The 26,547-nt window shown below is 39.3% G+C and carries 22 protein-coding genes; 15 read left to right on the forward strand and 7 right to left on the reverse strand.

Annotation, left to right across the window (positions count from 1 at the left end):
- The first annotated feature begins 55 nt into the window (after positions 1-55).
- The 4 genes from citC (at position 56) to ATC1_RS11095 (ending at position 5,733) form a co-directional block, all read left to right on the forward strand.
- Positions 56-1,072, forward strand: coding sequence for a [citrate (pro-3S)-lyase] ligase (citC, locus tag ATC1_RS11080; RefSeq protein WP_172667775.1), 1,017 nt, complete (start codon positions 56-58; stop codon positions 1,070-1,072).
- A complete protein-coding gene (gene citG / locus ATC1_RS11085) occupies positions 1,069-1,932 on the forward strand; it encodes a triphosphoribosyl-dephospho-CoA synthase CitG (protein WP_062281936.1) in 864 nt (287 codons plus the stop codon). The genes citC and citG overlap by 4 nt, the downstream gene beginning before the upstream one ends.
- Positions 1,933-2,184: 252 nt before the next feature.
- Positions 2,185-4,512: a hydratase gene (locus ATC1_RS11090; RefSeq protein WP_062281939.1), complete on the forward strand. Its 2,328-nt coding sequence runs from the start codon at positions 2,185-2,187 to the stop codon at positions 4,510-4,512.
- Positions 4,513-4,515: 3 nt separating this feature from the next.
- On the forward strand, positions 4,516-5,733 hold the full coding sequence (locus ATC1_RS11095; protein WP_062281942.1) for an NADP-dependent isocitrate dehydrogenase: 1,218 nt from the start codon (positions 4,516-4,518) through the stop codon (positions 5,731-5,733).
- A 297-nt stretch (positions 5,734-6,030) separates the two neighbouring features.
- Here ATC1_RS11095 and ATC1_RS11100 read toward each other — a convergent pair whose 3' ends face one another.
- The 4 genes from ATC1_RS11100 to pyrF all read right to left on the reverse strand — a co-directional run bounded on the left by ATC1_RS11100 (position 6,031) and on the right by pyrF (position 9,628).
- On the reverse strand, positions 6,031-6,225 hold the full coding sequence (locus ATC1_RS11100) for a hypothetical protein (RefSeq protein ID WP_201777279.1): 195 nt from the start codon (positions 6,223-6,225) through the stop codon (positions 6,031-6,033).
- A 589-nt stretch (positions 6,226-6,814) separates the two neighbouring features.
- Positions 6,815-7,588 (reverse strand): GntR family transcriptional regulator, encoded by a 774-nt coding sequence (locus tag ATC1_RS11105; RefSeq protein WP_062281947.1) that lies wholly within the window; start codon positions 7,586-7,588, stop codon positions 6,815-6,817.
- A gap of 604 nt (positions 7,589-8,192) precedes the next feature.
- Positions 8,193-8,924: an orotate phosphoribosyltransferase gene (gene pyrE / locus ATC1_RS11110; RefSeq protein WP_082174764.1), complete on the reverse strand. Its 732-nt coding sequence runs from the start codon at positions 8,922-8,924 to the stop codon at positions 8,193-8,195.
- A gap of 2 nt (positions 8,925-8,926) precedes the next feature.
- On the reverse strand, positions 8,927-9,628 hold the full coding sequence (gene pyrF / locus ATC1_RS11115) for an orotidine-5'-phosphate decarboxylase (protein WP_062281950.1): 702 nt from the start codon (positions 9,626-9,628) through the stop codon (positions 8,927-8,929).
- A gap of 661 nt (positions 9,629-10,289) precedes the next feature.
- Between pyrF and ATC1_RS11120 the strand changes: the two genes are divergently transcribed.
- The 11 genes from ATC1_RS11120 (at position 10,290) to ATC1_RS11170 (ending at position 23,767) form a co-directional block, all read left to right on the forward strand.
- Positions 10,290-11,663, forward strand: coding sequence for an NAD(P)/FAD-dependent oxidoreductase (locus ATC1_RS11120; RefSeq protein ID WP_062281954.1), 1,374 nt, complete (start codon positions 10,290-10,292; stop codon positions 11,661-11,663).
- Positions 11,664-12,310: 647 nt separating this feature from the next.
- Positions 12,311-14,527: an SUMF1/EgtB/PvdO family nonheme iron enzyme gene (locus ATC1_RS11125; protein ID WP_062281957.1), complete on the forward strand. Its 2,217-nt coding sequence runs from the start codon at positions 12,311-12,313 to the stop codon at positions 14,525-14,527.
- A 2-nt stretch (positions 14,528-14,529) separates the two neighbouring features.
- On the forward strand, positions 14,530-15,912 hold the full coding sequence (locus ATC1_RS11130) for a radical SAM protein (RefSeq protein ID WP_062281959.1): 1,383 nt from the start codon (positions 14,530-14,532) through the stop codon (positions 15,910-15,912).
- A gap of 85 nt (positions 15,913-15,997) precedes the next feature.
- Positions 15,998-16,273, forward strand: coding sequence for a hypothetical protein (locus ATC1_RS11135; protein WP_152024299.1), 276 nt, complete (start codon positions 15,998-16,000; stop codon positions 16,271-16,273).
- Complete coding sequence (locus ATC1_RS11140; RefSeq protein WP_062281966.1) at positions 16,266-17,234, forward strand: radical SAM protein; 969 nt, start codon at positions 16,266-16,268, stop codon at positions 17,232-17,234. Before ATC1_RS11135 ends, ATC1_RS11140 begins: the two co-directional genes overlap by 8 nt.
- Positions 17,234-17,698 carry a hypothetical protein gene (locus ATC1_RS11145; protein WP_062281969.1) on the forward strand — a complete coding sequence of 155 codons (465 nt, stop codon included), beginning with the start codon at positions 17,234-17,236 and terminating at the stop codon, positions 17,696-17,698. Before ATC1_RS11140 ends, ATC1_RS11145 begins: the two co-directional genes overlap by 1 nt.
- A gap of 3 nt (positions 17,699-17,701) precedes the next feature.
- Positions 17,702-19,093, forward strand: a complete 1,392-nt coding sequence (locus ATC1_RS11150; protein WP_082174766.1) for a radical SAM protein — start codon at positions 17,702-17,704, stop codon at positions 19,091-19,093.
- A 163-nt stretch (positions 19,094-19,256) separates the two neighbouring features.
- On the forward strand, positions 19,257-20,555 hold the full coding sequence (locus ATC1_RS11155) for a radical SAM protein (protein ID WP_062281974.1): 1,299 nt from the start codon (positions 19,257-19,259) through the stop codon (positions 20,553-20,555).
- A 61-nt stretch (positions 20,556-20,616) separates the two neighbouring features.
- Complete coding sequence (locus ATC1_RS11160; RefSeq protein WP_172667776.1) at positions 20,617-21,969, forward strand: WD40 repeat domain-containing protein; 1,353 nt, start codon at positions 20,617-20,619, stop codon at positions 21,967-21,969.
- Between the two features lie 2 nt (positions 21,970-21,971).
- Positions 21,972-23,345, forward strand: coding sequence for a radical SAM protein (locus tag ATC1_RS11165; RefSeq protein WP_062281979.1), 1,374 nt, complete (start codon positions 21,972-21,974; stop codon positions 23,343-23,345).
- Between the two features lie 200 nt (positions 23,346-23,545).
- Complete coding sequence (locus ATC1_RS11170) at positions 23,546-23,767, forward strand: dodecin family protein (RefSeq protein ID WP_062281983.1); 222 nt, start codon at positions 23,546-23,548, stop codon at positions 23,765-23,767.
- A gap of 143 nt (positions 23,768-23,910) precedes the next feature.
- Here ATC1_RS11170 and ATC1_RS11175 read toward each other — a convergent pair whose 3' ends face one another.
- From ATC1_RS11175 to ATC1_RS11185, 3 genes are read right to left on the reverse strand one after another with little or no spacing between them, the layout of a single operon-like run.
- Positions 23,911-24,720 carry an ABC transporter ATP-binding protein gene (locus tag ATC1_RS11175; RefSeq protein WP_062281987.1) on the reverse strand — a complete coding sequence of 270 codons (810 nt, stop codon included), beginning with the start codon at positions 24,718-24,720 and terminating at the stop codon, positions 23,911-23,913.
- Between the two features lie 3 nt (positions 24,721-24,723).
- Positions 24,724-25,563 (reverse strand): ABC transporter permease, encoded by an 840-nt coding sequence (locus ATC1_RS11180; RefSeq protein WP_082174768.1) that lies wholly within the window; start codon positions 25,561-25,563, stop codon positions 24,724-24,726.
- A gap of 4 nt (positions 25,564-25,567) precedes the next feature.
- Entirely contained in the window at positions 25,568-26,536 is a 969-nt protein-coding gene (locus tag ATC1_RS11185) for an ABC transporter substrate-binding protein (RefSeq protein WP_172667777.1), read from the reverse strand.
- Between the last annotated feature and the right edge of the window lie 11 nt (positions 26,537-26,547).

The following is a 26,547-nucleotide window of genomic DNA, read 5'->3' on the forward strand; positions in this document are numbered from 1 at the left end:
ATATCCGTTCGAATTGAGAAAAATATCGCTCAACGGGAAGTCAAGGCAGCAGCTTGTGACTTTCCTTGAATCTTTTCATTTGAATTTCGATGATGATGTCCAGGAGGCGATTGGAATTTTTATTTCTGCTCAAAATTCCAAGACAGAATCGTCTCAGCAATTTGGCGAAAATGATCTGATCGCTTGTGGCGGATGTTCGGGGCATGTCATTAAATGTATCGCTATTCGAGAAGAATTTCAGAATACTGGCCTTCTTTCAAAAATCATTTCCTATTTTTATTCCCGAATGAAGAAAAGCGGGATCCAAAATATTCTGATTTATACAAAACCGGAACAATCCGAAAAATTTATCAATCTCGGTTTTAACGCTATCGTGAAAACTGAAAATGTTGCTCTTTTAGAAAGTGAATCAGATGGAATCAGCCGGTACGTTGAAAAAATCCGTGAGCGTCTACCGGCCGAAATTAATGAATTCGGCTGTATCGTTATGAACGCTAATCCATTTACGAATGGACATCAATATTTGGTTGATACAGCGTCGCGCCAATGCAGACATTTATTGATTTTTCCTGTAAAAGAAGACCGATCTGTTTTTCCGTATGATGTTCGGCTTCAGTTGATTAAAGAAAATATTCGGCCGTATGAAAATATTTCACTGCTGGATGGAAGTGATTACATCATTTCCGCCGCATCCTTTCCGACTTATTTTCTGAAGGAAAATTCCGACATTTCACGGATACAGGCAGAATTAGATCTGACATTGTTCGGGTCACGAATTGCAGCACCATTGCGAATTACGCAGCGATTCGTCGGCACTGAGCCATACGATTTAATGACCGCTGGTTATAATGCCCAAATGAAAAAAATTCTTCCCATGTATGGGGTTCAGCCGATTATTATTCCACGGTTGGAAATTGAGGGAAAAGCAGTCAGCGCATCCCAAATTCGAAAAATGCTATACGAGAATGATTTTTCATCGATTGAAAAATTCGTTCCGCCGGCTACATATCATTTTCTTATCTCTGATGAAGCAATTCCGATTATCCAAAAAATCAAACAAAAAATGTTATGAACAAACTACATCCTGAGAAAATTGCTACTTTAGCGTTGCAATCACTGCTGGCAGAATTGTCCGCAACGCCAAAACCCGGATTAATTGATCGAAATAATTCAGGCGCACATCAGGATATGGATTTTTTTATGATGCAAAAAAGCGCTTCGGTATTGGCATTTTATTTTTTACAATTTGCAGAGATCGGCAGGGAATTTCATGGAAATGCTGCTGATCTGTTTATAGCAGTACGCGAAAAAGGAAAAATTGCTGAAGATGCAATGTTCAAAGCGACAAGCGGTATCAATACACATAAAGGCGCTTTATTTTCTTTCGGTATCATCTGTGCAGCAGCAGGATATCTAAGCACCCATCAATATTCACAAGTACTGTGTAAAGACATTTGTGACTTTATCCGTGAAATGACCGAAGGGATATGCCGAAAAGAATTGGTGCAGATGAAACTGGCTGGTGCTCTGACGCACGGAGAAGCAGTGTATCTCAAGTACCAAGTTCCAGGGATTCGTGGAGAAGTGGAAAATGGATTTCCGCACGTTCGAAATTTCGCATATCCAATTTTGGCTCAACTACTAAAAGAGGGCCGTTATTCAATGGATACGGTCTTTTCGCATACCCTCTTATATCTCATGGCGAATGTTGTTGATACGAATGTTCTATATCGCCACCAAATGGAGACTGTAACCTATGTGCAGCAATCTGCTCAAAGTGTACTACAGAAAGGCGGATGTTTAACGGACACTGGATTACAAGCTGTCTATGAATTGGATCAAGAATTCATCAAGAAAGGTATCAGTCCTGGTGGATGTGCCGACTTATTGGCGGTAACTTATTTCTTGTATAGTCTTGAAAATTGTCGATAAAGCAGAATTCGGAATAATATTTCCTAATTTGTTTGAAAAGCAAGCCTATATTTTGAATTGTTGCTTATAATGACAAAAGAAGCAATTTGAAATTCAGATTCGATTTTTGGATAAAGAGTAATTTATTGTTGTTATTACGTTTTTTTTGTTTTGTTCAAAATCACAATGACAACAAGTAAACCTGCTCACCTTTCGAATTATTGTTTTTAAAAGAGGATTTTCATAATTATTTCCATTTTAAGGAGAGTCCATATGATTGAGTGTATTGACAAAGGCTTTTATTATTCTGAGGGAACACAGATTATTGATGCTCAAAGTATTTCAGAAGCAGAAATATCCGCATTAAAACGAAGAAACGGATTACCTGAAAATAAAAATCTGCGAGAGAACACCATGACATATCAGATCATGATGGCTCATAATCTATCTGCTGTTCCTGGAAAAATGCGGATAAAATTTGATGCTCTGATTTCTCATGATATTACTTATGTCGGTATTATTCAATCTGCTCGTGTTGGAGGTTTGACGAAATTTCCGGTCCCTTATGCATTAACAAACTGCCATAACAGTTTATGTGCAGTTGGGGGCACTATTAATGAGGATGACCATGTATATGGACTTTCTGCTGCCAGAAAATTCGGCGGGATCTACGTACCTGCAAACCAGGCTGTCATCCATCAATATGCACGAGAAATGATGACTGGTTGTGGAAAAATGCTTCTTGGTTCAGACAGTCATACACGTTACGGAGCGATGGGAACCATGGGTATCGGTGAGGGAGGTCCGGAACTTGTCAAACAACTCTTATCAAATACGTATGATATCGATAATCCGCCTGTTGTAATGGTTTACCTCGAAAACGAACCCAAAAATGGTGTAGGACCTCATGATGTGGCGCTGGCGCTTGTCAAGGCAGTTTTCGGAAACGGTTTTGTCAAGAATAAAGTGTTGGAATTTGTCGGTCCTGGAATCAAGAAGCTTCCGATGGATTTTCGAATTGGAATCGATGTGATGACAACAGAAACGGCTTGCCTATCATCGATCTGGGAAATTGATGAAGAAGTTGAAGCATATTATGAAACACACGCACGACCAGAAGCATATCAACCGTTGCATCCGGGAAGTCTGGCGTTTTATGACAGCATGATTCGGATCGATTTGTCGGAAATTGAGCCGATGATTGCATTACCGTTTCATCCTTCAAATGCTTATTCGATTCATGAACTCTTGGAAAATCCAGGCGATATTTTGCGTTCTGTTGAAATTGAATCGGCAAAGAATTTTGGAGATAACCTCCAACTGAAACTGACAAACAAGGTTCAGGGAAATCATATTTTGACGGATCAGGGTATCATCGCCGGATGTTCTGGAGGAATGTTTGACAATATTTGTGCTGCTGCAGATATCCTGGATCATAGTTCTTCCTCTGAAAGATTCGATGGAATTGGCAACAGTTATTTTTCACTGAGTGTATATCCATCCAGCATGCCGGTCAGCGCAGCACTGATGGAAAATGGTGTGTTGCTGCGGCTTCAAAAAGCAGGTGTCGTCACGAAGATGGCTTTTTGCGGACCTTGTTTCGGGGCTGGTGATGTTCCTGCAAATCATGCACTGAGTATTCGCCATACAACACGAAATTTCCCAAATCGGGAAGGTTCTAAACCTGATCAAGGTCAAATTACCGGTGTCGCATTAATGGATGCCCGATCAATCGCTGCTACAGCAGCAAATGGTGGTTTCTTAACTGCAGCAACCGATCTGGAAATTCCACTGCAGAAAATGAAATATCATTTTGATAAGGGAATCTATCAGAAGCGCGTATATTTCGGATTTGATAAGCCAATTGCGACAGAATCACTGCGCATGGGTCCGAATATTACCGATTGGCCAACGATTTACCCACTGGCTGAAAATTTGTTGTTGGTTTTAACAGCTGTAATCAAAGATGCGGTGACAACGACTGATGAATTGATACCCTCCGGTGAGACTTCCTCCTATCGTTCCAATCCGCAAAAGCTTGCAGAATTTGCACTCTCGCGTAGAGTCCCCAGCTATGTTCGAGATTCGAAACGTGTACAACAATTGGAATTAAATCGATTGGCTGGTAATCCCCCGGAAGAAATTCTTGCAGTGTTGCGTTTGGTTACAGAGAATCCTGATCAAGCAATCTCCAAAACAGCAATCGGTTCCGTCATTTTTGCGAACAAACCAGGTGACGGATCAGCCAGAGAACAGGCGGCATCCAGCCAAAAAGTCCTGGGAGGATATGCCAATATTGCTCGCGAATATGCCACGAAGCGCTATCGAAGTAATTGTATCAACTGGGGTATTCTGCCGTTTACAATCGGATCTGAAGTTGAGTTTGATTACAAATCCGGAGATATGATCTATGTTCCCAATATTCGAGAAGCGATTCAAAATGGCGTTGAAAAGATTCCGGCAAAAATTATCACACAAACAGATATTCAGGAAATCATATTGTATTGCAGCGGATTAACCGTTGATGAGCGGCAAATTATCCTGGACGGTTGTCTGATGAATTTTTATGCCTCAAAAAAAGATCTTGCATCGGAGAAATAAGACATGAAAAAAATAGAAATGCAGAATCCCATTGTTGAAATGGATGGGGATGAAATGACACGGATCATTTGGAAGATGATCAAGGACGAATTATTGCTACCATTTGTTGACTTGAAAACCGAATATTATGATCTTGGGCTGGAAGAAAGAGATCGAACGGACGATCAAGTTACCATTGCTGCCGGTAATGCAATAAAAAAGTATGGAGTAGGCGTCAAATGTGCTACCATCACTCCAAATGAAAAGCGACTTGAGGAATATAACCTGAAAAAAATATGGAAAAGTCCAAATGGAACAATCCGTGCGATTTTGGACGGGACAGTGTTTCGCGCGCCGATTCTGATTGATTGTATCAAACCAGTTGTAAAGACCTGGAAAAAACCGATCACGATTGCCCGTCATGCATATGGAGATGTTTATCGTGGGACAGAATTTCGGGTTCCAGGAAAAGGGAAAGCTGAACTATTGTTTACTGGCGAAGATGGTTCAACATTCCGAGAAACGATTTATGATTTCGAATGTCCAGGAGTGCTTCAGGGTACATTTAACAAAGATACCTCGATCGTTTCTTTCGCCCATTCCTGTTTTCAATATGCACTTACAACAAAACTAGACCTGTGGTTTTCTGCAAAAGACACAATTTCGAAGAAATACGACGGCACATTTAAGGCGATTTTTGAGAACGTTTTTGCAGAACAATATCGGATGAAATTTGAAGAAGCCGGAATTACATATTTCTATACTTTAATCGATGATGCAATTGCCAGAGTGATTCGATCGGAAGGCGGATTTATTTGGGCATGTAAGAACTATGATGGCGATGTCATGTCGGATATGATTTCGACTGCTTTCGGTTCCTTGGCAATGATGACCAGTGTGTTGGTAAGTCCGGATGGAAATTTTGAATACGAAGCTGCGCATGGAACTGTGACGCGGCACTATTATCGTTATCTGAAGGGTGAAGAGACATCCACGAATCCTGTAGCCACCATTTTTGCATGGACAGGTGCTCTGGCAAAAAGAGGAGAGTTGGACCAAAATAGCGCACTATCAGGTTTTGCAAAAGATATGGAAAAAATCATCATTTCGATGGTTGAAGAAGGCATTTGCACAAAAGATTTAGCCGGACTATATGAAGGGGTGAATCCGCAGTCTGTATCAACAATCGCTTTTATTCAAGAGATCCGGAAACGTATTACAAAGCAGTACAGTGGTGTATGATCCAGCAATTCGGAATATGAAGAGGATAAATTTTTGTTCTTGATTCGGAACGTCAATCCAAAATTTGAATTTCTGAATATGATCTGGATCAGATGATTGTTAGTCACAGGTTTTTCATTAGTTTATTTTGATAATCATCAGTAATTCCAAATTTCGAATCGTTGGATCATCCTATGAGTGGATAATGAAAAGAGTCGGTTTTTCCCCTTTGTTTGAGGAGAAAACCGACTCTTTTAGAATTTCAAAAATATTGTGTTTTATCTTCCGAAATATAGATTGATCAATGAATGTCCGATTTTATTTTCCTTTCTTGTTTTTCTCATCTTCTTCATCGAGGTTTTCCATTGTATATTCGAGACATTGAATAACAAGCTGGTTTAATGAGATATTGTTATCAGTAGCCAGTTTCTCCAAATTATCGACCAGATCAATCGGGAGCCTGAATGTTTTACTGATTGAGTTGTACCCTTTTTTAATGCGAAAAATGCTCATAACAGCTCCTTTCATTATAAGACTACCTATTTCATATTGGATTCAGAATCCGAAAGAACGAATCGGAATTACTGGATCGATAAAAAAAGCAATGGTATGCTTTTGACAGTCTGACTGAATACCTCAAAAAAATTGCGCATGATCTGAATTCTTATATGACCTTATGCTATCACTTGTTTATTCTGTATTTATTACGAAAAGAACTCGATTATTTTGTTCAAAATAAACCAAAATCACATAATTGGTTTAGTTGTATGAACTTATATACATTGTAGCGATGCAATTTAAAAAAGTCAAGTAATGATTTGAAAAAGAAGATTTATATTGCACAAAAAATCACAAATTCTGCGGGTTAATAAATCGCATATTTGCTAAAAATGAATTCAATGAAAATTGCGGGAAAAATCAAACAGAAAGCATAATACACGAAAAGTGGTAACCGTGAAAGAAGCGCGGTAAAGAAAATGTTTCAATGCTCAGGCTGGTCTATAAACAAAGTGAAAAATATTGTTGTTCTGTTTCTTTACGCAAAAAAAATGGAAGAACAGCAAATAAATTGGCAAATGGAAAACACCAATGAGCGTCAATATTATGGTCCGATGATAAATCCATCATCGGCGTCATGCATCGTAAAACGAAATCGAACAGAATCACCTGCCCACAACGTATTCGAATATTCTAATGGCTGATTATCATCAAAGAAAGAAGTTCCTTTAATCAGAATTAATGGAGTATCATAAGCGCATTTTAATAGATTACATTCTGATTGAGTTGATCGAACTACTTCCATAAAATCTTCAACCAGATTGGCGTGGAGCCGGTATTTTCGCTGCAGCGTCTGGGAAAGAGAATTATTAATGAGTGGTGTGTTTTCTAAATCCGGAACAATTTTTGCGGAAATCCAGGATCTTCCAACGGCTAATGGTTTCCCATTGAGAACAAATAAACGTTTAATATAAACAATACGGTCATCCGGTTTTAATTCGAGGTGTTCATAAACGTCCGGGAAAATATCAGTAACGATCATCTGTTCCAAAACAGTAGCAGCAATTGAATATGGCTGCTGTTTGATTCTATCGCCTGAAATTAATGTGTAACTCAGATTGTTTACATACGGAGCCGGGTCTGAGTTGATAAAAGTGCCTTTCCCCCGTTGTTTTGAAATTACGCCATCTTTTTCTAATTCAGCCAGAGCTTGTCGTAGTGTTATCCGACTGACATTGTAATGTTTCGCAAGTTCGATTTCTGTCGGGAGTTGTTGATTTTTGTCCCATTCCCTCCGGATAATTCTCTTTTTCAGATCTGTCTCAATCTGATAATAGATTGGAATAGGAGAATTTCTATCGATTGCTGCTTTTAACATGAGTCACCTCAAGATTCAGTCATACATATTTTTTTGAGTAGATAATTTAACAAATATAAGGATCATAAAAACTGATGTATAGCATATTATACTTTCTCTCTTTTGGCAAGATAATCATTTAAATTAAACCCACAATGTATCAGCATCAGGCGTGAAAATTTTATTGATTCTTAGTTTTTCCATTTCGCCTAACAGCTGTGAAACAGAAAAACCCCATAACTGTTTTAATGGGTTGTTTCTTATTTCGAATGTCTCAATTAGCCTTGCTTTTAGAAATAGAAGGAATATTATTACCAAGATGATGCTTTGTGAAACAAAAAATCGATTAAGGTTTTCTTTTGAGAAAAATTTTATACAGGAAAAAGCAGTGTGTGTTCCAATTATTGGTATTTCTCTTAAACGAAACGATTTACATCGAGAAAGATGGGACTTTTTTAAGTAAGAATTTCCGGCAATCTGGAATATGAGAAAAACTCAATCATTGTTGTATCGTTTCTATTTGGTTTTCATAAAAACGATACAACAAGTTTCTCTGTTTAAAAAAACGGTCAAAATTGCGAATCGCAGAAAAAGATCACCCTGCTATTTGATTTGATCTACCCAGCTATAACGATTGCCAGATATTATCCGATGGATTGGCTCGGAATGCCAGCAATTTCTTTACATCAGATAATTCAATGATTCTTTTTTCCAGGGCAGTTTCAATCAAGGTGTCAAAATCCGAAAGAGAAATATTGATCACATTTGCTTCCCGAAGGTTTTCCAATCCCTTATTCATGCCATAAGTAAATATCGATACGATTCCCAGTACATTACAACCCGCATCACGCAAAATTTCTACAACCTGGATGGCGCTGCTTGCGGTTGAGATCAGATCTTCGATGACGACTACGTCCCAGCCTGGTTCAATTCGACCTTCAATCTTATTGTTTCTTCCGTGATCTTTAGCTCCTGCTCGGACGTATCCCATGGGCAAATTCAGAATATCTGCTGTTAGAGAGGCATGAGGAATTCCTGCGGTTGAGGTTCCGTACACTGCCTGACAGGTTGGAAAATGACTTCTGATTATCTCTGCCAGCCCTTGTTCAATTTCTCTTCTGACTTCGGGATAGGAAAGAGTCAGTCGGTTATCACAATAGATAGGACTGACGATTCCGCTTACCCAGGTGAAGGGATCGTTAGGGCGCAAAAAAATTGCTCCGATTTCTAATAAATGACGGGCAATTTTGTTCTTTTGCGGTTCGCCGGTATCCACTTGAGTCTGTGAGAACTGAAATGAATCTGTGCAGTTCGAAAATTCAATATTTTGAATCGTTGTAATTTCTTCCTTGAACATTTTTATTCCTCTCCCAAAAACGCATTAAGAAAAGTATGATAAGCAGCAAGTGGATCCTCTGCACGGGTAATCGGTCTGCCAACCACGATAAAATCAGTTCCGATTCTTTTCGCCTGTTCCGGTGTTGAAACGCGAACCTGGTCATCCTTCATTGCGTTGGCCAGACGAATTCCAGGCGTGATCGTAACAAAATTATTCCCGATGGTTTTTTTAACAATTTCCGCTTCCAACGGACTGCAGACAATTCCTGAAAGGCCAGCCTTCTGAGCATTTTTTGCATAATGAAGAACGGTTTCCTCCATGGAGGCAGGAATCAACAGTTCATGGTTCATAATGTCCTGGCTTGTTGAAGTCAGTTGCGTGACCGCGACCACGATCGGTTTTGTACCATCCTGCCGCGTCACTCCTTCCAGTGCTGCTCTCATCATTTCAATTGTTCCGGCAGCGTGGACATCGATGATGTCAGGGTCAAGATTCGAAAGACTCTGCATCGCTGATTTGACTGTGTTGGGAATATCATGCAGTTTCAGATCAAGAAAAATTTTATGACCGCGAGCTTTCAACTCCCTTACAATCGAAGGGCCTTCGGTATAGAAAATCTCCATACCCACTTTTACAAACGGTTTTTTGTTCTTGAATTGATCCAGAAAATTAAGGGTTGTTTTTGCATCTTTGAAATCACATGCAATAATCACATCTTTCATAAATACACTCCTTTTTTTCTTTTCTGGCATACTGAAAGTTGGATTTTGGCATAAAAAAACGGGTCTCACTTGCGCGAGACCCGTTTGTTAATCCAATAAATACTATGCTATCCAATCTTGCGGATCTCTCAGTATCGCGCTTAAAGATTAATTTAAATAAAGTATAACCGAATTTTTTGTACTTCAATCATCCAATTTATTTTTGTGACAATCCGGAAACTCGAAATATTGACTTATTATTCTCCCCATATTTCGAATTGCTGGTGAAAATCATTGATGCATCCCAGTCCTTCAAATTGAAAATCGAATTTATAGTTAATATATTAGATCAAATATTCAACAAAAACTCGAATATTTGCGTATAACCAAAAAACCTTCAATCATTGCTTTATTCTGAATCTTATAAGAATCGTAAAAAGGATACTTTTTTCTTGTATATAAATTTTTGGAAAAACAAGAAGAGAATTCGATGATAAGGTATGATTTATTTGTCGGAACATATTTAAATCAGCGATTCGAAAAATTGACTTGCTATTTGAATCAATCGGGAAAAAACTTTTTTTGGCGACGAATTTTACGTGGAGCGTAAAATCATCACTGCAAAAGAGAATCTAACTTATATTTTGAATTGTTGAATAAAAAATAAAAAGGATGATGGATAATGACTGTTTATGATGTAATCATTGTTGGAGCCGGAATGGGTGGTTTGTTTTCAGCATATGAGCTCATTCAAAACAATCCTTCTCTGAAAATCAAGATTATTGAAAAAGGGAAAAAGCTGAATGAACGGAAATGCTTTGTTTCAAATACGCAGCAATGCATCCGCTGCAATCCGTGTTCGATTATGTCTGGTGAAGTAGGAGCAGGCGGATTTAGTGATTTTAAAACAATTCTGTCTCCTTCGTATGGAGGTTGGCTTCAGGATTATATCGGATGGGATCAAACACAGGTATTAATAAATCAATTCAATGAAATCCTTGAAAAATTTGGTGATCAGACGGAAATAAAATATCCGGATGATGAGCTTCAACAACGCTGTTTGCGGCACAATTTGCGATTAATATCATCACCTCTGAAGCATATTGGGACTGATCATGGCAGAATCATTATGAAAAACATGATTGATTTTTTGCTGGATAAGGGCGTCGAAATCGATACGGAGATGGATGTGAAATCGATTATTAATGTGCAGGAGAATTTATTCAAAGTTCAAACGAATAAAACAGATGAAGAATGCCGCAAGGTGATTTTCGCAGTTGGCAGAGTCGGCAATAAATTTATCGAGGATTACTGCAACAGAAACGGTATAAAAGTATATTCCAATCACGTCGATCTGGGAGTCAGAGTCGAATTACCTTCTGTAATCTGGAAGGAATTTGAAGATAAGATTTATGAACCGAAAATTCAATATCGGACGAAAACATATGAAGATACGACAAGAATGTTTTGCCATAATTCTCGCGGTTATGTGGTCACTGAAAACACAAATGGAATTCTGACAACGAATGGTCATGCTTATAAAGAAGAAAAACTTAAGACCAATAACAGTAATTTTGCGATTCTTTCTTCGATTCATTTTACGGAACCTTTCAATAATCCCATTGAATATGTCAGCAGTATTGCGAAGCTGTCGAATATTATTGGTAACGGAAATGTACTGATTCAGCGATTTGGCGATTTGATTCGAGGTCGCAGATCCACGGAATCCCGAATTGCAATGTCAACAACGATTCCGACTTTGAAAGCGACTCCGGGAGATTTGTCACTTGTGCTGCCCAAAAGAATCCTGGATAACATAATCGAGACAATATATGCATTGAACCAGGTTGCGCCCGGAACCTCGAATGATGATTCCTTGTTATATGGCGTTGAAGCAAAATATTATTCAATACGTCCGCAAACCAATGAAAACTTTGAGATTTCAAAAAATGTGTACTGTATTGGCGATGGCAGCGGTATTACGCGGAGTTTGTCACAGGCCGGAGCAATGGGTATTTACGTGGCTAAGAAAATATTAGGCAACGCTGAAAAATAATCAATACTCTTGCTTTCATTAATAATAAAAAATATTAAAACGATTCGAAATACAGAAGGAAAGACTGGTTCATCTTTCAGTTTATAGTGTTCAAAGTGGTCATAATGATTGAACATCATGGAAAAGGTATGTAATTCAATATTCCGAAAGCCGGTAACTCCTTTTGGATAAAGAAAGAAAAATCGTTGTTGTGTTATTTTTAGGTTTTTCTCAAAAATAACACAACAACAAATGATTCTTCACATATTTCGAGTCGCGGAATGCAATTATGAAATTGTCGATTTAGCTTTCATAATGCTTTGTGTCTTTGAATGAAGTGATTGATATTTTTCCCGTCTATTAAAAAAAACCAATTGCAAAAACGAAGATCTGGATTTCATCATCAGACCGCAAATTTTGCTTTCTGAATATTATTTTCATGATAATATTTATTCACTAAATCTTGTCTTTCTACATCTGAGACAGAATTTCACCATATGTGAGAATCATGATTGTTCATTTTATTTCGCGCGCAATGCAATGAAAATGAACAGTACGCTCATTTCTGCATTTAGTAGTCTGGTCTGCATTTTGGATTACTGTTTCTGAAGTACTTGGATTTTTTTGTTTGCCAAAACGGGGGAGTCATGTTCGTAAACTATTTTAAAATGCTTCGAAACTATGCAAATTTTTCCGGAAAAACGACGCGTAAACAGTTTTGGTCAGCCATAACATTGCATATTATTATATTATTGTTATCCGATCTCGGAATTCTGATGACTTCACCACGTTATACTGCAGGAGAGTCAAACCTTTTCCTGGTACTTTTTTCTTTCAATATCTTTTATCGGTTCTTAACCTGGTTTCCGCTCTGGACGATAACTGTTCGTCGCCTGCATGATATTCAAAAAACCGGCTGGTGGATTCTCATTCAATTGATTCCCATTTTCGGACAGATCGTTTTAGTGGTGTTTCTTCTCATGAAAAGCAAAGAAACACGAATGGAAAAAATTTTGTTTGATGCGAATCCTCGTCTTCGAGCAATTCTGAATAAACCAAGGAACGGTGGATGGATATGGCTTCCGTTGATTCTTACAGCCGTATGCATAATATATTATATAAAAGATCAACAATTTCAAAATAAGTATTTATCAGCAGTTTCATTTTTTGCTGAAGAAATTCATTTATCCGATCAAACCTATACTGCTATTGTTGAGAAGACTACAGATTTGATTTCGAGTATTCAGAATCACCGTATATTCTCTGGAAAAACTGTCACGGAAACAGCTGTGTCGATTGGATCGCCTGAAATTACAAAGGCTCAAGCTGAAGTAACGAAGACAGTCCATAATGAGACATCAGAAACAACTGAAGCTGTTGTGGAATACTCAACTGAAACCCCTATATCAAGTAATGTAATTTTGGAAAGTAACTCTTTGAAAAGTAAATCAGATCAGGCAGTTATCGTTCGGATCCAAATGGATCCAAATAACAACAGCACAACAGATGAATCTGCTTTGCATGGATCGGATTCAAATAATGACTTCTGGATAGATCAATATGAAGTGACCAATCAACAATATCATCTGTGTGAAACGTCCGGTTTTTGCACACCGCCAAACAATGTGCGCTCTGCAAAGACTGAGGACTATTACACAAATGATGCATATTCTGAATATCCAGTTATTCACGTAACCTATGAACAGGCTTCATCGTACTGTAATTGGGCTGGCAGGCGATTACCGACCGATTCAGAATGGCAATCTGCTGCGGAAAATGAATCAGAAGATCCATACCCATGGGGAAAAACTTTTTCAAAAGACAAAGTAAATGCCGCAGACAGTGGAAATCGGGATACAACCGCAGTGGGAACTTATCCAAAGGGTAAAACGAAAGATTCCATCTTTGATCTTGCTGGTAATGTATGGGAATGGGTCAATCCAGATAACGATTCAAAAACTGAAGCAAAATTTATCAGAGGCGGCGCTTGGAATAGCTATGCAATTTCAGTCCAGACAACAAGTAAATTATTGGTGTCTCCTGATTATTATGCAGACGACCTCGGCTTCCGATGTGGAATTTCTACCAGAGAGATAAATCCTGCCGATTACAATGTACATAAGATTATGAATGATGAACCGGCAGAAACTGATTCACCGGATATAGGTTCGGAACGCGATCGTGAATCCGACGGGATGATCGAGGTATTCATTCCAGAAGGCAATTTTGTGATGGGTAATCCAAATGGAGCTGTCAATGAAAAACCTGCACATACAGTTTTCCTGAGTTCCTTTTGGATGGATAAGTTTGAAGTTAGCAATCAACAGTATGCTTCCTGTGTTAATGCTGGTGTTTGCACAGAACCAGGAGGAAAAAATTCTTTTAAAAGGAAGGATTATTATGGAAATCCCGAGTTTGAAAATTATCCTGTAATTCAGGTAACCTGGCAGCAAGCATCTGATTATTGCCACTGGATAGAAGGGAGACTCCCGACTGAAGCAGAATGGGAAAAAGCAGCAAAAGGACTTGATGGTACGCTCTATCCATGGGGAAATGAGTTTGTTCCCCAGAACTTGAATTTTTCCGGAAGCGGAATAAATGATACACAACCTGTTGATATGTACGAAAATGGGATGAGCGGCTATGGTATTTTGAACCTGTCCGGAAATGTAGCGGAGTGGGTTTCTGATCTATATGCGGAAAATTGGTATACCACAACAAATCAGCCGGAGAATCCAACCGGACCTGATATTGGGGCTTATCGCATTTTGCGCGGCGGCTCATGGCTGACTTCACAGAATACTGCGCAGACTGTGAATCGATTTCAATCTTTGCCCACTGGTGCAGGATTCGATCGAGGTTTCCGTTGTGTTCGGCAGAATTAATTATGAATTCTGCGGATATTTTTGCTGTGCCTGTCGGTAAAAAAGTATTAATTTATGCCCCGCTGCATGATGTGACCGCTTTAATTAATCGAGTCGCCTGGAAGAAGTGGTCTGGATACCTTGAAGATAACAAGCAATGTCCGGAATCCGCTTTGGAATTGTTTTCACGATTTGAACTATCGCAGAAGGGAGAGCCGAGTTGCCGATCCGGTAACCTGACGGACCCGTTGTTGCTTGGATTGATACCGACACGTGCCTGCAATATGAGCTGCAGATATTGTGATTTTACTTCATCTAATCCTGCAATTATGTCCTTTGATACTGCAAAGAATGCCATTCGCGCTTATCTTGAATTACTCCATCAAAATGACAAAAAAAAAGGAGAAATCCATTTTTTTGGCGGAGAACCGATGATTGTTCCTGAATTGGTACAGTTTGCGGTTGAATATGCGCGATATGAAGCCGGAAAAAATAAAATCGAGATTCATTTTGAACTGATTACGAACGGTTTATATTCAACAACTCTCGCGCAATGGCTTTCTCAAAATTTTGACACTGTGATTCTTTCTGTAGATGGATTTGGCGAATTTCAAAATCGATTTCGTCCGATGAAAAATGGATCCCCGTCATTCGAAACTGTCTGTAACAACGCTCGTATTTTCTCGGATTCAGATTGTGAATTCGTGATCCGTTCATGTGTATTTCAAGATAATGCAGCACATCTGCCTCAGTGGGCTGAATGGATTGGAAACAACTTACTGCCATCGATGGTCTGTTTTGAGCCGATGACAAAATCTCAGGAATCGCAAAAAAATGAAATTTTTCCAGCAAAACCTGTTGATTTTGTGCAAAATTTTTGCAATGCATCTGATATTCTTAAAAATTTTGGAATTCCAGTAATTTTTTCGACTACCGATATTACAAAAAATACAAATTCAATTTGTCCGTTGGGACAGGATGCTTTGATAATCTCGCCCGAAGGATCCATTTCCAGTTGTTATCAGCTCGAAACAGAATGGAAAAGGCAAAAAATGGATTTGTCTTTTGGATGGATAGATTCAGAAGGTTTCCATTTTGATATGGAAAAAGTGAATCACTGTCGCGAATTTTCTGTTCATAACAAACGGTTTTGTGAAAACTGTTTTTGTAAATATCATTGTACAGGTGGATGCCATCTTTCTCACAACACCGATAAAGTATCTGGTTTGTATGATGATTTCTGCATTGAAACGCGAATGATCAGTGCGGCATTTTTATTGGATGAATTAAATCAATCTGCGCTGAAAGAAGAATGGCTGTCCGATGAAGACAGTATTCGGATCATGGCAGCACAATCTTCGGATCGCTGGTTGGATTATAGATCCATGGCGATAGCCGAACTCTGAAAATAAGATAGAACCGACCAGGCATATTTTTTTCGGAATGATGACAATTTCTTTTCCGAGGATCGGGAAAACAAAGGTTGATTTTATGAATATCTGGAATTATTCATTTACCAATAATCTTTATTGGGTCAATGATAGGAATGGTGTGGTTGTGGTTGATGAGCAGCATCAGCAATCCTATTTACTGGGATCCTCTGAAAGTATTCTATGGCGTTTACTTATTATTCATATAGATTCTGATGCGATTATCAGACGATTTTCAGCTATTATTTCGGTTTCTGAAGATGAGGGCAAAGGAAAAATACTTTCTATTCTAAGCAAGTGGGAGAAAAACAACCTTGTGGAGCACGGGAATGACTAATTTGATCATATCCAACATCTGTAATGCAAATTGTGATTTTTGTTTTGCATCCTCATTCCTGCATGAAAGAGAAAACCATTCAAAACAGAAATTTATGTCATTCGATGAGATCCGATCATATGTTCATCTTTTCGATCAAGCCGACATCCATGATATTCGATTGTTAGGCGGAGAACCAACGCTCCATCCTGCTTTTGATGAAATCATCGCATTCGCCAAAGCGAATTCAAAACATATCACGATTTTTACCAACGGATGTTTATCTGAAATTGCGTTGGCGGCTTTGGAAAACCTCTCTCCCGATGAATGTGCCATTATCATGAATATGAATGCAAAGATTTCTCAGGAACAGATCAGGACTCGGGAAAAAACACTGATCCGGCTTGGAGACAAAGTGATTTCCGGATATACAATCACACAACCTGTTTTTTCATTAGATAGTCTGATTCAAACGATTCTGGATTACAACCTTCAACGAATCGTTCGATTAGGTTTATCACTGCCGATTTTTTCAAAAAAAAATAAGGCGCTTCATCCAAAGCAATTTCCCGTAGCAGGTCATTGCTTAGCCCAACAATCATTCACTGCCTTTCAGTACGGAATTCAAATTGAACCGGATTGCGGTTTCGTACGATGTATGTTTTCAGAAGATGATTTTCAAATTTTAAAGAAACACGACTTCCATTATGTTTCTTGCTGCAGTCCCGTCATAGACATCTGTTCGGAAGGACATTTCTTACATTGTTTTGCCTTGTCTGAAAAATTCTATGAAAAATACCATGAATCGATGGGAATCCACGAAATTCGTGAAAATTTGATCGAAAGGACGAATCCCTGGCAAATCAGCGGAATTTACCCGGAATGCGGAACATGTCTCTATAAAAGAAGCGGGGAATGTTGCGGTGGATGCCTTTCAATGATTCTAAATCGTTTTCATCCGATTGGAAACTCAGGGAATTAATGAAAAATCGAAAATCATACTTGTTCGACTGTGATCATATTTTACCTATTGAAAAATTAAGGGTAACGATACCGCGTCGGGCAGTCCTATCTTTTGCAAAAGAACAGATTCAAGCGAAAAAAATGCGTCAAATTGGCATTCCGACCTATCTGATTGACAATTTAACCGATTTGGAAACAAATGAATTTATGCAGATTAAACCGGTTGTTTGTAAAGGCGTAAAAATTCAGATTATCGAGCAAATCGTTTGCGGGACACCATGCTCCGGAAACGAACCGATACGATTATTCCCAATTCAATCGCTGACGCTCAATATATTCAATCAATTTAATGGACAGCAAACGATAGCTGAGATTGTTTCGATCATTCAAGAAGAAACAGGTTGGAGTTTGGATAAATCTGCAGCAGTTGTCAGAAATTTATTCTTACGATTATGTGAAGTCAGAATCTGTGAACCAGGGTAAATCATGGACGAGTCGGTGATGGAATCAGTCGCTATCTCAATACAGAAAGGATTTTTTTTCCAACAAATCCAGACTTGCGATTTACCGATTTTTATGCATGAATATAAAGGACATACGCTTTTTTACACACCTGGATTATTGATTGCTGCAAGTCCGGATCAGGCTTCACAACTGATTTTCGATTTGCATAATCCGAATCCCCGGTCCGTCTATGCAAGACAGATCAGACAAAAAGCTGAAATGGCTGTCAGTCAGTTTGATTTACAGCATCGAATTTCGACTTTTACACCTTATTGTTTGACGTTATATACTTCGACCGATTGTAATTTAGATTGTTGTTATTGTTACTCAGGAAGCAAGGAGCATACAAGCAGTGTTAATTTAGATCTGATAGCAATCCGAAAAGGCGCCGGAATCGTTGCTGAAAAATGCAAAAAAGCTTCGCTTCCGATGAGTGTTGTTTTTCATGGCGGTGGTGAACCGCTGATTGATCCACGCTTACCAAAAATCTGGAATTGTATCCATGAAATTGCCGATATCTACAATGTAAAAATTTCTTCTTATATTGCAACCAATGGAGTCGTATCAGAAAAAGCTGCCAAATGGGCAGCAGCACATATCGATCAGATTGGTTTATCCTGTGACGGATATCCGGACATTCAGAATCGGCAGCGGTCTGGAAGGAATGGAGATCAGACTTCACCCATGATCGAACGGACTGCTCGCATTCTGCATGATGAGAAAAAGAAGATAATTATCCGTGCAACGATCACAAAGGAATCGTGTTCGCAAATTCCGGAGATCATAAGATACTTTTGTGATACGTTGCATGCAGATGAAATTCATCTGGAACCGGTTTTTGACGGATTGGATTCGGAAAGAGTTAATGGCTTTTCAATTCGAGATGCAGAATATTTTTGTAGCCAATTTGTAAAAGGAAATGAACTGGCAGCAAAAAAAGGAGCAACCGTAGAATTCAGCGGAAGCAGACTGAATGAAATTCATGGAAGATATTGTCAAATTTTTCGTCATGTGCTCCAAATCGTTCCCGGCGGAGGCATTTCGACATGTTTTAAGACGATAGACCGAAATACTGCAAAAAATGGAGGAAGTTTGATGGGTGATATTCATGATAGTGATGTAAATTTGCTTCAGTTATCGGAGATAAGCAGAAAACTATCAATGGATGATCCCGCTTGCCTTTATTGTTTTAACCGCTTTCATTGCTCACGCGGATGTCCTGACATATGTCCATTGGCTGGAAGTGAAGATTATGGGAGTTTTCGATGTCGGATCAATAAGATAATGACAGGATATTCCTTACTCAAATTTACTGATGATTTTTTGCTTCCGATGATTTCTGAACATGAGATCATCGGAATGGAAATCCATTAGGTTATTAAAAATGCGCCAAAAAAACAGCAATTTGAAATTTGGGACGGATTTTTTGTTGTTGGGTTTTCTGAATTCATCGCGAAAAAATAACACTATAACAAGTTTTCGCTCTTTTCTCATATGTTTTTCCCAAATTTTCTGTTGCTGAAAAGAAAGGCTGGTTATGGACTTTTTCCGAATACCATTTGAAAATAAAGAGATATTGTACCGTCCGAAACTGCATTATGCAGTTTTGGCGAATCATTTTGCTGCCGATCTGGCCGAAGAAGTCTGCAATCATCCTGATCGAATGGATGTATTGATTCAGAATGAAGTTATTCATTATTTGAAAGAGACTGGTTTTTTTCAGGAAGACCCGATTATCGAGAGTCAATCTTCTTTCAGCCTGGATTTTTCTCCGACAGCTGCCGCGTTATTGATGACCAATCGTTGTAATTTACGCTGCATTTATTGTTACGCAAATGGCGGTAGCGAAAATGATCTGGATATGACCTTTTCAACAGCGAAAAAAGCAATAGATCTGGTTTCAAACAACGCGATTAAAAAAAATCGATCTTTTTTTCATGTTACTTTTCACGGTGGGGGAGAGCCGACATTAAATTGGGACGTATTGGTTGAAGCAGCTACCTATGCCAAACAAAAAAGTATTCCGGTTAAGACCTGTCTGGTCAGCAATGGAATTTGGAGTCAAAAACAGTTTGAGTGGATCAGCCAACAAATTGATGAAATCACTATTTCAATGGATGGCGATCAACAGACACAAGATTATCAACGTCCCTTTTCAAACGGAAAAGGTTCTTTTGAACCTGTTATGGCAACTATCGCAAAATTAGATCAAATTTCTTTCCCATATCATATTCGCGCAACGGTAACGCCGGAAAGATTTTCTTGTATGAAAGAAGATATCTCCTTTTTATGTGATGCGACGAACTGTAAATCCATCCAGATTGAACCTGCATTTAACACAATCCGCGGCAGTCATCAAAAATCAAATACAGAGGATAATGAAAGATTTGCCGATGCATTTTTGGAAGCATGGGATGCTGCACATGAGAGAAACTGTAATCTGTATTACTCAGGGGCACGACCTTGGCTGGTGACTAATGTGTTTTGTGAAGCGCCCTTTGGACAGAGTCTGACAGTCAATGCAAAAGGAGAGGTGGTCGGATGTTATGAAATGACTGGAAGAGACACAAATATTGACGATTCTTCTCTATTCGGTTCCGAGGATGCATTAGATTTTCGAATAGACAATGAAAAAAGAGCAGCATTAATGGAAAAGATCGGGCATCGTAAGAATCGTTGTGATCAATGCTTCTGCCGTTGGCATTGTGCAGGAGATTGTTACACCAGAGGTTTCCCAACCGGGAATGGGGAATGGCCATATTCGCGCTGTGATATTAATCGGAAAATTACTGCGGGATTAATTGTACGAGGAATTGCAGAACAGAGTTCATTGTGAAAGTAATTTTTGCGATGAATCAGTTTTTATCGATCTTATTCAGAAAAAAATGGGAGTACCTATGAATGATTTTGAAAACAAAAATCTTGATGATGAAAATGAAATTCCTGAAATCTACTCCTTGAAAAAAGGAAAAAATGGCTGGCAAATCAGTCGCAGGGATTTCTTGAAAACGGCTGGCGCTGCTTCGGCTTTAGCTGCGGCAGGAATCGGAAATCGCAGCAGATTAATTCCAGTCTCAGCTGCTGAAATGAATGATCTTTGTAAAGTAAGCAAAGCGCATAACGAAGAGATCACAGCAATCGCGGTCAATTCGTCCAGTACCCGTTTTGTTTCTGGCGATGAAAGCGGAGAGATCAAGGTGTGGACTTTGCCTGACTTTGGATTGGAAAATTCGTTGATGATCGGAAATGGAACGATTCGATCTTGCATTTTTAACATAGACAGCACTATTTTATATGTCGGGACTGATCTCGGAAGTGTTTTTCGAATTCTGTTGGAAACGATGGAGATACAGGAAACGATCTTAACTGATACTTCCTCACCAATTTCATGTATGGCGATCAGTAAAAATGGAAATATGATTGCTTTGAGTAATGATGAAGGAAAGCTTTTCCTTTATGATAATGAAGCTGGCAAAATAATCGCCCAACTCGACACCACTGATCACAGTTTTGTGAAAATGAATTTTTCGGCTGATGCCAAGACGCTGTATACCTGCAGTTTTACTGGAAATATTCGTACCTATTCTGTGCCCGAACTAAAGTTGCTTGATACCAGCCTGGAACTGGATCGGACCATCACTGCAGCAGGATTCATCCCTGGAGATATCCATTTGATTTATTCTCTGCATGAGGGCGGTTTCGTTTTTTACTCTTTACCGGAAGACAGGGAAATCTGGGCGGCAGATAATCCTGGCGATACTGTTTTTGCTTTGGAAAGCAGTCCGGACGGTTCTCTTTTTATAACTAGCGGTACACAAAACACGTTGAAAATGTGGAGTACTAGCAACGGGAAATTAATTTCCGAGATTTTTTCATTCTCTCAAAAACTTCCTCTTCTTTCCATCACACCGGATGGCACCTTATTGATTTCAACCACCGGGAAATCGATCCTGGTTTGGTCTCTTCCAGATGGTAAATTAATTCAATGCCCTGTTGACTTGAGCATTATGCCAGAAAATGAAAAAGCTATTACGATTGAAAAGGTCGATGAAGTGACAGGAAAAACGATCACTTTTACGCTACCTTGTGGATCACCACTTCCAGCAGGAGCCGTATGTGTCTGCAATTGTGTGGGAGGATCTTTGTGCAGTTGTGATGCTTACACAACCTGTAGCTGCGACAGTCATTCAACATGCAGCTGTGTCGGGCATACCGTGACGTATTCCTATCATTACTGGCACCCCAATTAATCATGAATGTTTGGGATGAAGTACCACAAGAATATATAGCCATCATCAAAGATCAGTTAGGTGCGCTTGAAGATAAAACGGAGCGGCACAATAATCTTGAACAGATCGTTGGACGTCGCTGGATGCCGAAGCCGTTATGGGCTGTGCGAAACTATGATCATGATGGAATTGAAGCCTGGGAGAAATTATCCGGGATTCCTTCTTCGCATAGCCGAATAACCCCATATTGTATTTATATTCACGTTCCGTTTTGCCGAGCGCGATGTGGTTATTGCGATTGTTATGCCTTCCCATTATCAAAGAATGAACAACGGCATATTCAGCAGTATACCGATGCTCTGGTTCAGGAAATTGAGATGTGGGGGTCTCAGGAACTACTCAAAGAACGGATTATTTCCACAGTCCATTTTGGAGGAGGGACTCCTTTAATGCTGGGCATCTCGAACCTCGACAGAATTGTCAACGCATTAAAACACAATTTCTGCTTTTCAAGCAAAACTGAGTTGGCGTTTGAGACGACCAGTTCTATGCTGACTGAAGAAATCCTCGCTTCATTCAATCAATTGGGATTTTCAAGAATCCATATTGGTGTACAAAGTTTGCAGGAGGATGTACGAAAAAAAATTGGCAGACGGGAATCGCCCAAAACTGTTCTGGAAAAAATCCGATGTGCAGTTCGTTTCGGATGGATTGTCAGTACCGATGTAATTATCGGGCTCCCCGGTTACAGAAATCCCGGAATATTAGATGATTTGGATTCTCTGATGGAAAACGGTGTGGAAGGTTTTTCCATTTATGAATTGGTTCAATCACCTCGTAATCGGTTGTTTTTTGATCAATTTCATCTGACACAACAGCCAATTCTGGATAAATTTATTATGTTTCAAACAGCTTTTCAACATTTGTTAAAGCACGGTTTTGAGAATTGTCTTTATAACCATCTTTCAAAGCATAGAGATAAAAATCTATATTTCACCTCACCATCCAGGCATGAAGATCTTTTGGGAATCGGGACGATTGCCGATGGATATTTTGGCAATTTCCAATATCGACATAGTACCTATTTGGCTTATTTAAAATCAATTTCTGAGAAGAATCCGGGTTTTGAAGGAGGACTGGTACGATCTGCAGCAGAGGATGTGTACAGGCAGCTTGAGGTGGAGATTCGCAGCGGTAAACCGGATCCATTGGTTTTTGTTGCAAATATCGGCTACGAAAAATCAATGGATTTGTTTGCTAAATGGATTCGATTAAAAATGATCTGTGTCGATCCATCCGGTGATTCCTGCACATTGACTCCCAACGGAGCTTGGTTTATTGGCAAGTTATTATCTGACGCCGCTGAAAACATTGACACAACAACATTTATCTATTAGTTTTTCAGTATATATATCGGATTGCTGAATTGCTGTACAACAATTGATCATAGGTTTTCTGTCCACTCGAAAAACATATTCTTCTATTGAATTGCAGATTGCTGTCCCGCCGCTTGAAAAACCAATTTCAATTTGATATAACTAAAAATAAGAATACTGATCCCTATTTGTTATCGAAAAGAATTCTGGAAAGGAACCAAATGAGCGAAAGTGTTTACAAGATTATTGAATTGGTGGGAACCAGCACTGAATCATGGGAGAAAGCAGCCGTGACAGCTATAGAGACTGCAATGAAGACCTTGGATGATGTAAGAATCGCAGAGGTTGTCAAACAAGATATTCAGATTGAAGATGGTAAAATCCTGGCTTATCGGACACGGCTCAAGATTTCATTTAAATATCATAGTAAGGATGTGTCCTGAACTCGATTGGCAATTCGAAATATCGAATAAATTCAATAATCAAGAGAGAATAATCAATTTATTTACTCTGTTCAAACGATAATTCGATATTTCGAATTGCAGGAAATCTTCCTGATTGATTACATGATCAAAAAAAAAAGGGATCATGCAATTTTTTCTGATAACGGAATTTTTTGATAAAAATTTGACTCCTGGCGAATTAAGTCCAGGAGATTGCGTTTGTATGATAAAAACGCAGGACTGCTCTCAAGGTCAATCAATCCCCTCGGCCGGGGTAATTCAACATCGATCATGGTCTTGATTCTCCCAGGACGATTGCTCATAACATAGATTCTGTCTGACAAAATTACAGCTTCTTCTACATCATGTGTAACGAATAAAACAGCCAGGCGCTGCTGATCCCAGACGTCCAATAACAATTCTTGCATAGACATGCGGGTTTGCGCATCCAATGCGCCAAATGGTTCATCCATCAATAAAATTTTTGGTTGATATACAAGCGCTCTGGCAATAGCAACGCGTTGGCGCATACCGCCTGAAAGCTGATTGGGATACGCATTTTCAAATCCTTCCAAACCAATCATTTGAATGTAATGGTTAACGAGCGCTTCTTTTTCTGGTGTTGATAAAGGACTTTTTTTGAGAGAGAAAAGAATATTTTCATAAGTTGTGAGCCATGGGAACAAGGTGTAGGTTTGAAAAACCATACCGCGATCTGCTCCCGGATGGGTGACAATATGACCATCTACCCGTATTTTACCGAATTGCGGTCGTTCAAGCCCCGCTGCTGCTCGAAGAAGCGTTGATTTTCCACAGCCTGAAGGACCAATTATCGATACGAACTCGTTGGAATTGATGTTGAGACTGACATTTTCAACAGCTGTGATCTCTTTCTGATTGTTTGATTTAAATTTAATACTGAGTTGACTGATCTCAAGTGCGGGTGAGTCCATGAATTATCCTTTCCCATCCAGCCAGCGAAACAACTTTCGATATGTAAATTTGAAAATCATGTCTGTTATCAATCCCATCAAACCGATCATGAGGATACCTAAAATAATTGATTCTGTCTGTAAGAAACGTTGTGCTTTCATGATTCGATATCCCAAACCGGAACTGGCTGCGACCAGTTCCGCTACAACCAGATACGTCCATGCCCAGCCTAAAGTGATTCTGAAGGTATCCCAGATTCCTGGCATCGCATAACGCAGAATGACATCCCTGAGAATTTCAAAACGCGACAAGCCGAAAGTTGAACTGACTTCGATTAATTCTCTGGGGACACTTTTAACATTATCCATGATCATCAATACTTCCTGAAAAAATGTCCCGATAAAAAGAATTAGAATCTTTTGACTATTTCCTACACCCGCCCATAAAATTGTCAAAGGTACAAATGCAACGGCGGGCATATATCGAATAAGATCGATAAAAGGCTCCAACATCCCCTCAAAAAGTTTGAAGTTCCCCATCAGGATGCCTATCGGGACGGCAATTATCGTTGAAATAATCCATCCAAGCATAATTCGATAAAGACTCGCACTCGCATCCTGCAATAATATACCTTCATGCAGTTGACGGAGAAATTCATCCCAAACCGCTTCGGGTCCAGGCAGAAATAGCGGTGAAACGATTTTCAGAGAAGTTAAGAACAACCAAAGGATAAAAATGAAAATGAAAAATAAACCTCCGGCACTCCAATAAATGCGGCTTGGAATATCGCTGCGCAAGTCCAGGAGCCGGTATGAAGCCGACTCGCTGGATTCTTTTTCTTTTACAGATAGTATTTGATCCATTTGATTAATCTACATAAGAAGCATCAATCAGATTCGAAAAATCAGGAATGGTTTCGAACAGACCGATACTTTGAGAAACCATTGCAACATCCTGAATTGTTGTCAGGAAATCACCGGAAAGAGCTTTTTGATTCTCGTTGACGTCAAAGAACTGGACTCCATCAAAAGCGGTAACTAAATCTTCCGGCGCACTGCCAACGGCATCTGCAATGATCTTCCTGGCGTCTTCCGGATTCTCCTGATAATACTGCAATGCCTCATCCCAAACCTGCAGAAGCTTGCGAACAGTTTCCTCGTTTCCCTGAGCCCACTTGGCGCTTACAACGAAGACATCGGAAATCAAACCGGGACGCTCCTCCGCTTTATAAAGAATTTTTATCGAATCATTATTCTTGAGAATTTCACTGATATAAGGTTCATAGGTTACTGCTGCCTGGACATCTCCGGATAAGAGTGTGGTTCCCGCATCGGAAGCCGGCATTGGAACCGGAGAGATATCAGAAAGACTTAATCCGGATTGTGTCAGCGCATAGTTAAGAAGAAGATCACTGGTCGTTCCTTCCTCATAAGCAACTGATTTCCCTTTCAGATCAGCGATAGAACTGATCTCGTTGGATACCAGGATTGCATCTGCACTGGTTGAAATATCTTCAACAAGAACCAGTTTCAGATCCAAACCGACACTGAAGAGTTTCAATGCAGTATGGGTTGCAATGTTAGCCGCATTCATGTCTCCGCTGGCAAATGCTGCATTGACTTCTTTATCTTCGATGAAATCCACCAACTCGGCTTCCAATCCATATTTTTCAAATAATCCTTGATCTTTTGCGATCCACCAAGGTCCATATCCAATCCAGGGTTGTGTACCGATCCGGACTTTTGTGGTTTCTTCCGGTGCAGGTGCCGCAAAAACGAGCATCGTTGAACTGAAAACAAAAATTACAGTAATTAATATACTTATCCATTTTTTCATTTTATTTTTTC

This window comes from Flexilinea flocculi, assembly GCF_001192795.1.
GTDB lineage: Bacteria > Chloroflexota > Anaerolineae > Anaerolineales > Anaerolineaceae > Flexilinea > Flexilinea flocculi.

Excerpts from the sequence above, each read along its gene's own strand:
- citG (WP_062281936.1), top strand. The coding sequence starts at position 1,069 with ATGAACAAACTACATCCTGAGAAAATTGCTACTTTAGCGTTGCAATCA.
- ATC1_RS11090 (WP_062281939.1), top strand. The coding sequence starts at position 2,185 with ATGATTGAGTGTATTGACAAAGGCTTTTATTATTCTGAGGGAACACAG.
- ATC1_RS11095 (WP_062281942.1), top strand. The coding sequence starts at position 4,516 with ATGAAAAAAATAGAAATGCAGAATCCCATTGTTGAAATGGATGGGGAT.
- ATC1_RS11100 (WP_201777279.1), bottom strand. The coding sequence starts at position 6,225 with ATGAGCATTTTTCGCATTAAAAAAGGGTACAACTCAATCAGTAAAACA.
- ATC1_RS11105 (WP_062281947.1), bottom strand. The coding sequence starts at position 7,588 with ATGTTAAAAGCAGCAATCGATAGAAATTCTCCTATTCCAATCTATTAT.
- pyrE (WP_082174764.1), bottom strand. The coding sequence starts at position 8,924 with ATGTTCAAGGAAGAAATTACAACGATTCAAAATATTGAATTTTCGAAC.
- pyrF (WP_062281950.1), bottom strand. The coding sequence starts at position 9,628 with ATGAAAGATGTGATTATTGCATGTGATTTCAAAGATGCAAAAACAACC.
- ATC1_RS11120 (WP_062281954.1), top strand. The coding sequence starts at position 10,290 with ATGACTGTTTATGATGTAATCATTGTTGGAGCCGGAATGGGTGGTTTG.
- ATC1_RS11125 (WP_062281957.1), top strand. The coding sequence starts at position 12,311 with ATGCTTCGAAACTATGCAAATTTTTCCGGAAAAACGACGCGTAAACAG.
- ATC1_RS11130 (WP_062281959.1), top strand. The coding sequence starts at position 14,530 with ATGAATTCTGCGGATATTTTTGCTGTGCCTGTCGGTAAAAAAGTATTA.
- ATC1_RS11135 (WP_152024299.1), top strand. The coding sequence starts at position 15,998 with ATGAATATCTGGAATTATTCATTTACCAATAATCTTTATTGGGTCAAT.
- ATC1_RS11140 (WP_062281966.1), top strand. The coding sequence starts at position 16,266 with ATGACTAATTTGATCATATCCAACATCTGTAATGCAAATTGTGATTTT.
- ATC1_RS11145 (WP_062281969.1), top strand. The coding sequence starts at position 17,234 with ATGAAAAATCGAAAATCATACTTGTTCGACTGTGATCATATTTTACCT.
- ATC1_RS11150 (WP_082174766.1), top strand. The coding sequence starts at position 17,702 with ATGGACGAGTCGGTGATGGAATCAGTCGCTATCTCAATACAGAAAGGA.
- ATC1_RS11155 (WP_062281974.1), top strand. The coding sequence starts at position 19,257 with ATGGACTTTTTCCGAATACCATTTGAAAATAAAGAGATATTGTACCGT.
- ATC1_RS11160 (WP_172667776.1), top strand. The coding sequence starts at position 20,617 with ATGAATGATTTTGAAAACAAAAATCTTGATGATGAAAATGAAATTCCT.
- ATC1_RS11165 (WP_062281979.1), top strand. The coding sequence starts at position 21,972 with ATGAATGTTTGGGATGAAGTACCACAAGAATATATAGCCATCATCAAA.
- ATC1_RS11170 (WP_062281983.1), top strand. The coding sequence starts at position 23,546 with ATGAGCGAAAGTGTTTACAAGATTATTGAATTGGTGGGAACCAGCACT.
- ATC1_RS11175 (WP_062281987.1), bottom strand. The coding sequence starts at position 24,720 with ATGGACTCACCCGCACTTGAGATCAGTCAACTCAGTATTAAATTTAAA.
- ATC1_RS11180 (WP_082174768.1), bottom strand. The coding sequence starts at position 25,563 with ATGGATCAAATACTATCTGTAAAAGAAAAAGAATCCAGCGAGTCGGCT.
- ATC1_RS11185 (WP_172667777.1), bottom strand. The coding sequence starts at position 26,536 with ATGAAAAAATGGATAAGTATATTAATTACTGTAATTTTTGTTTTCAGT.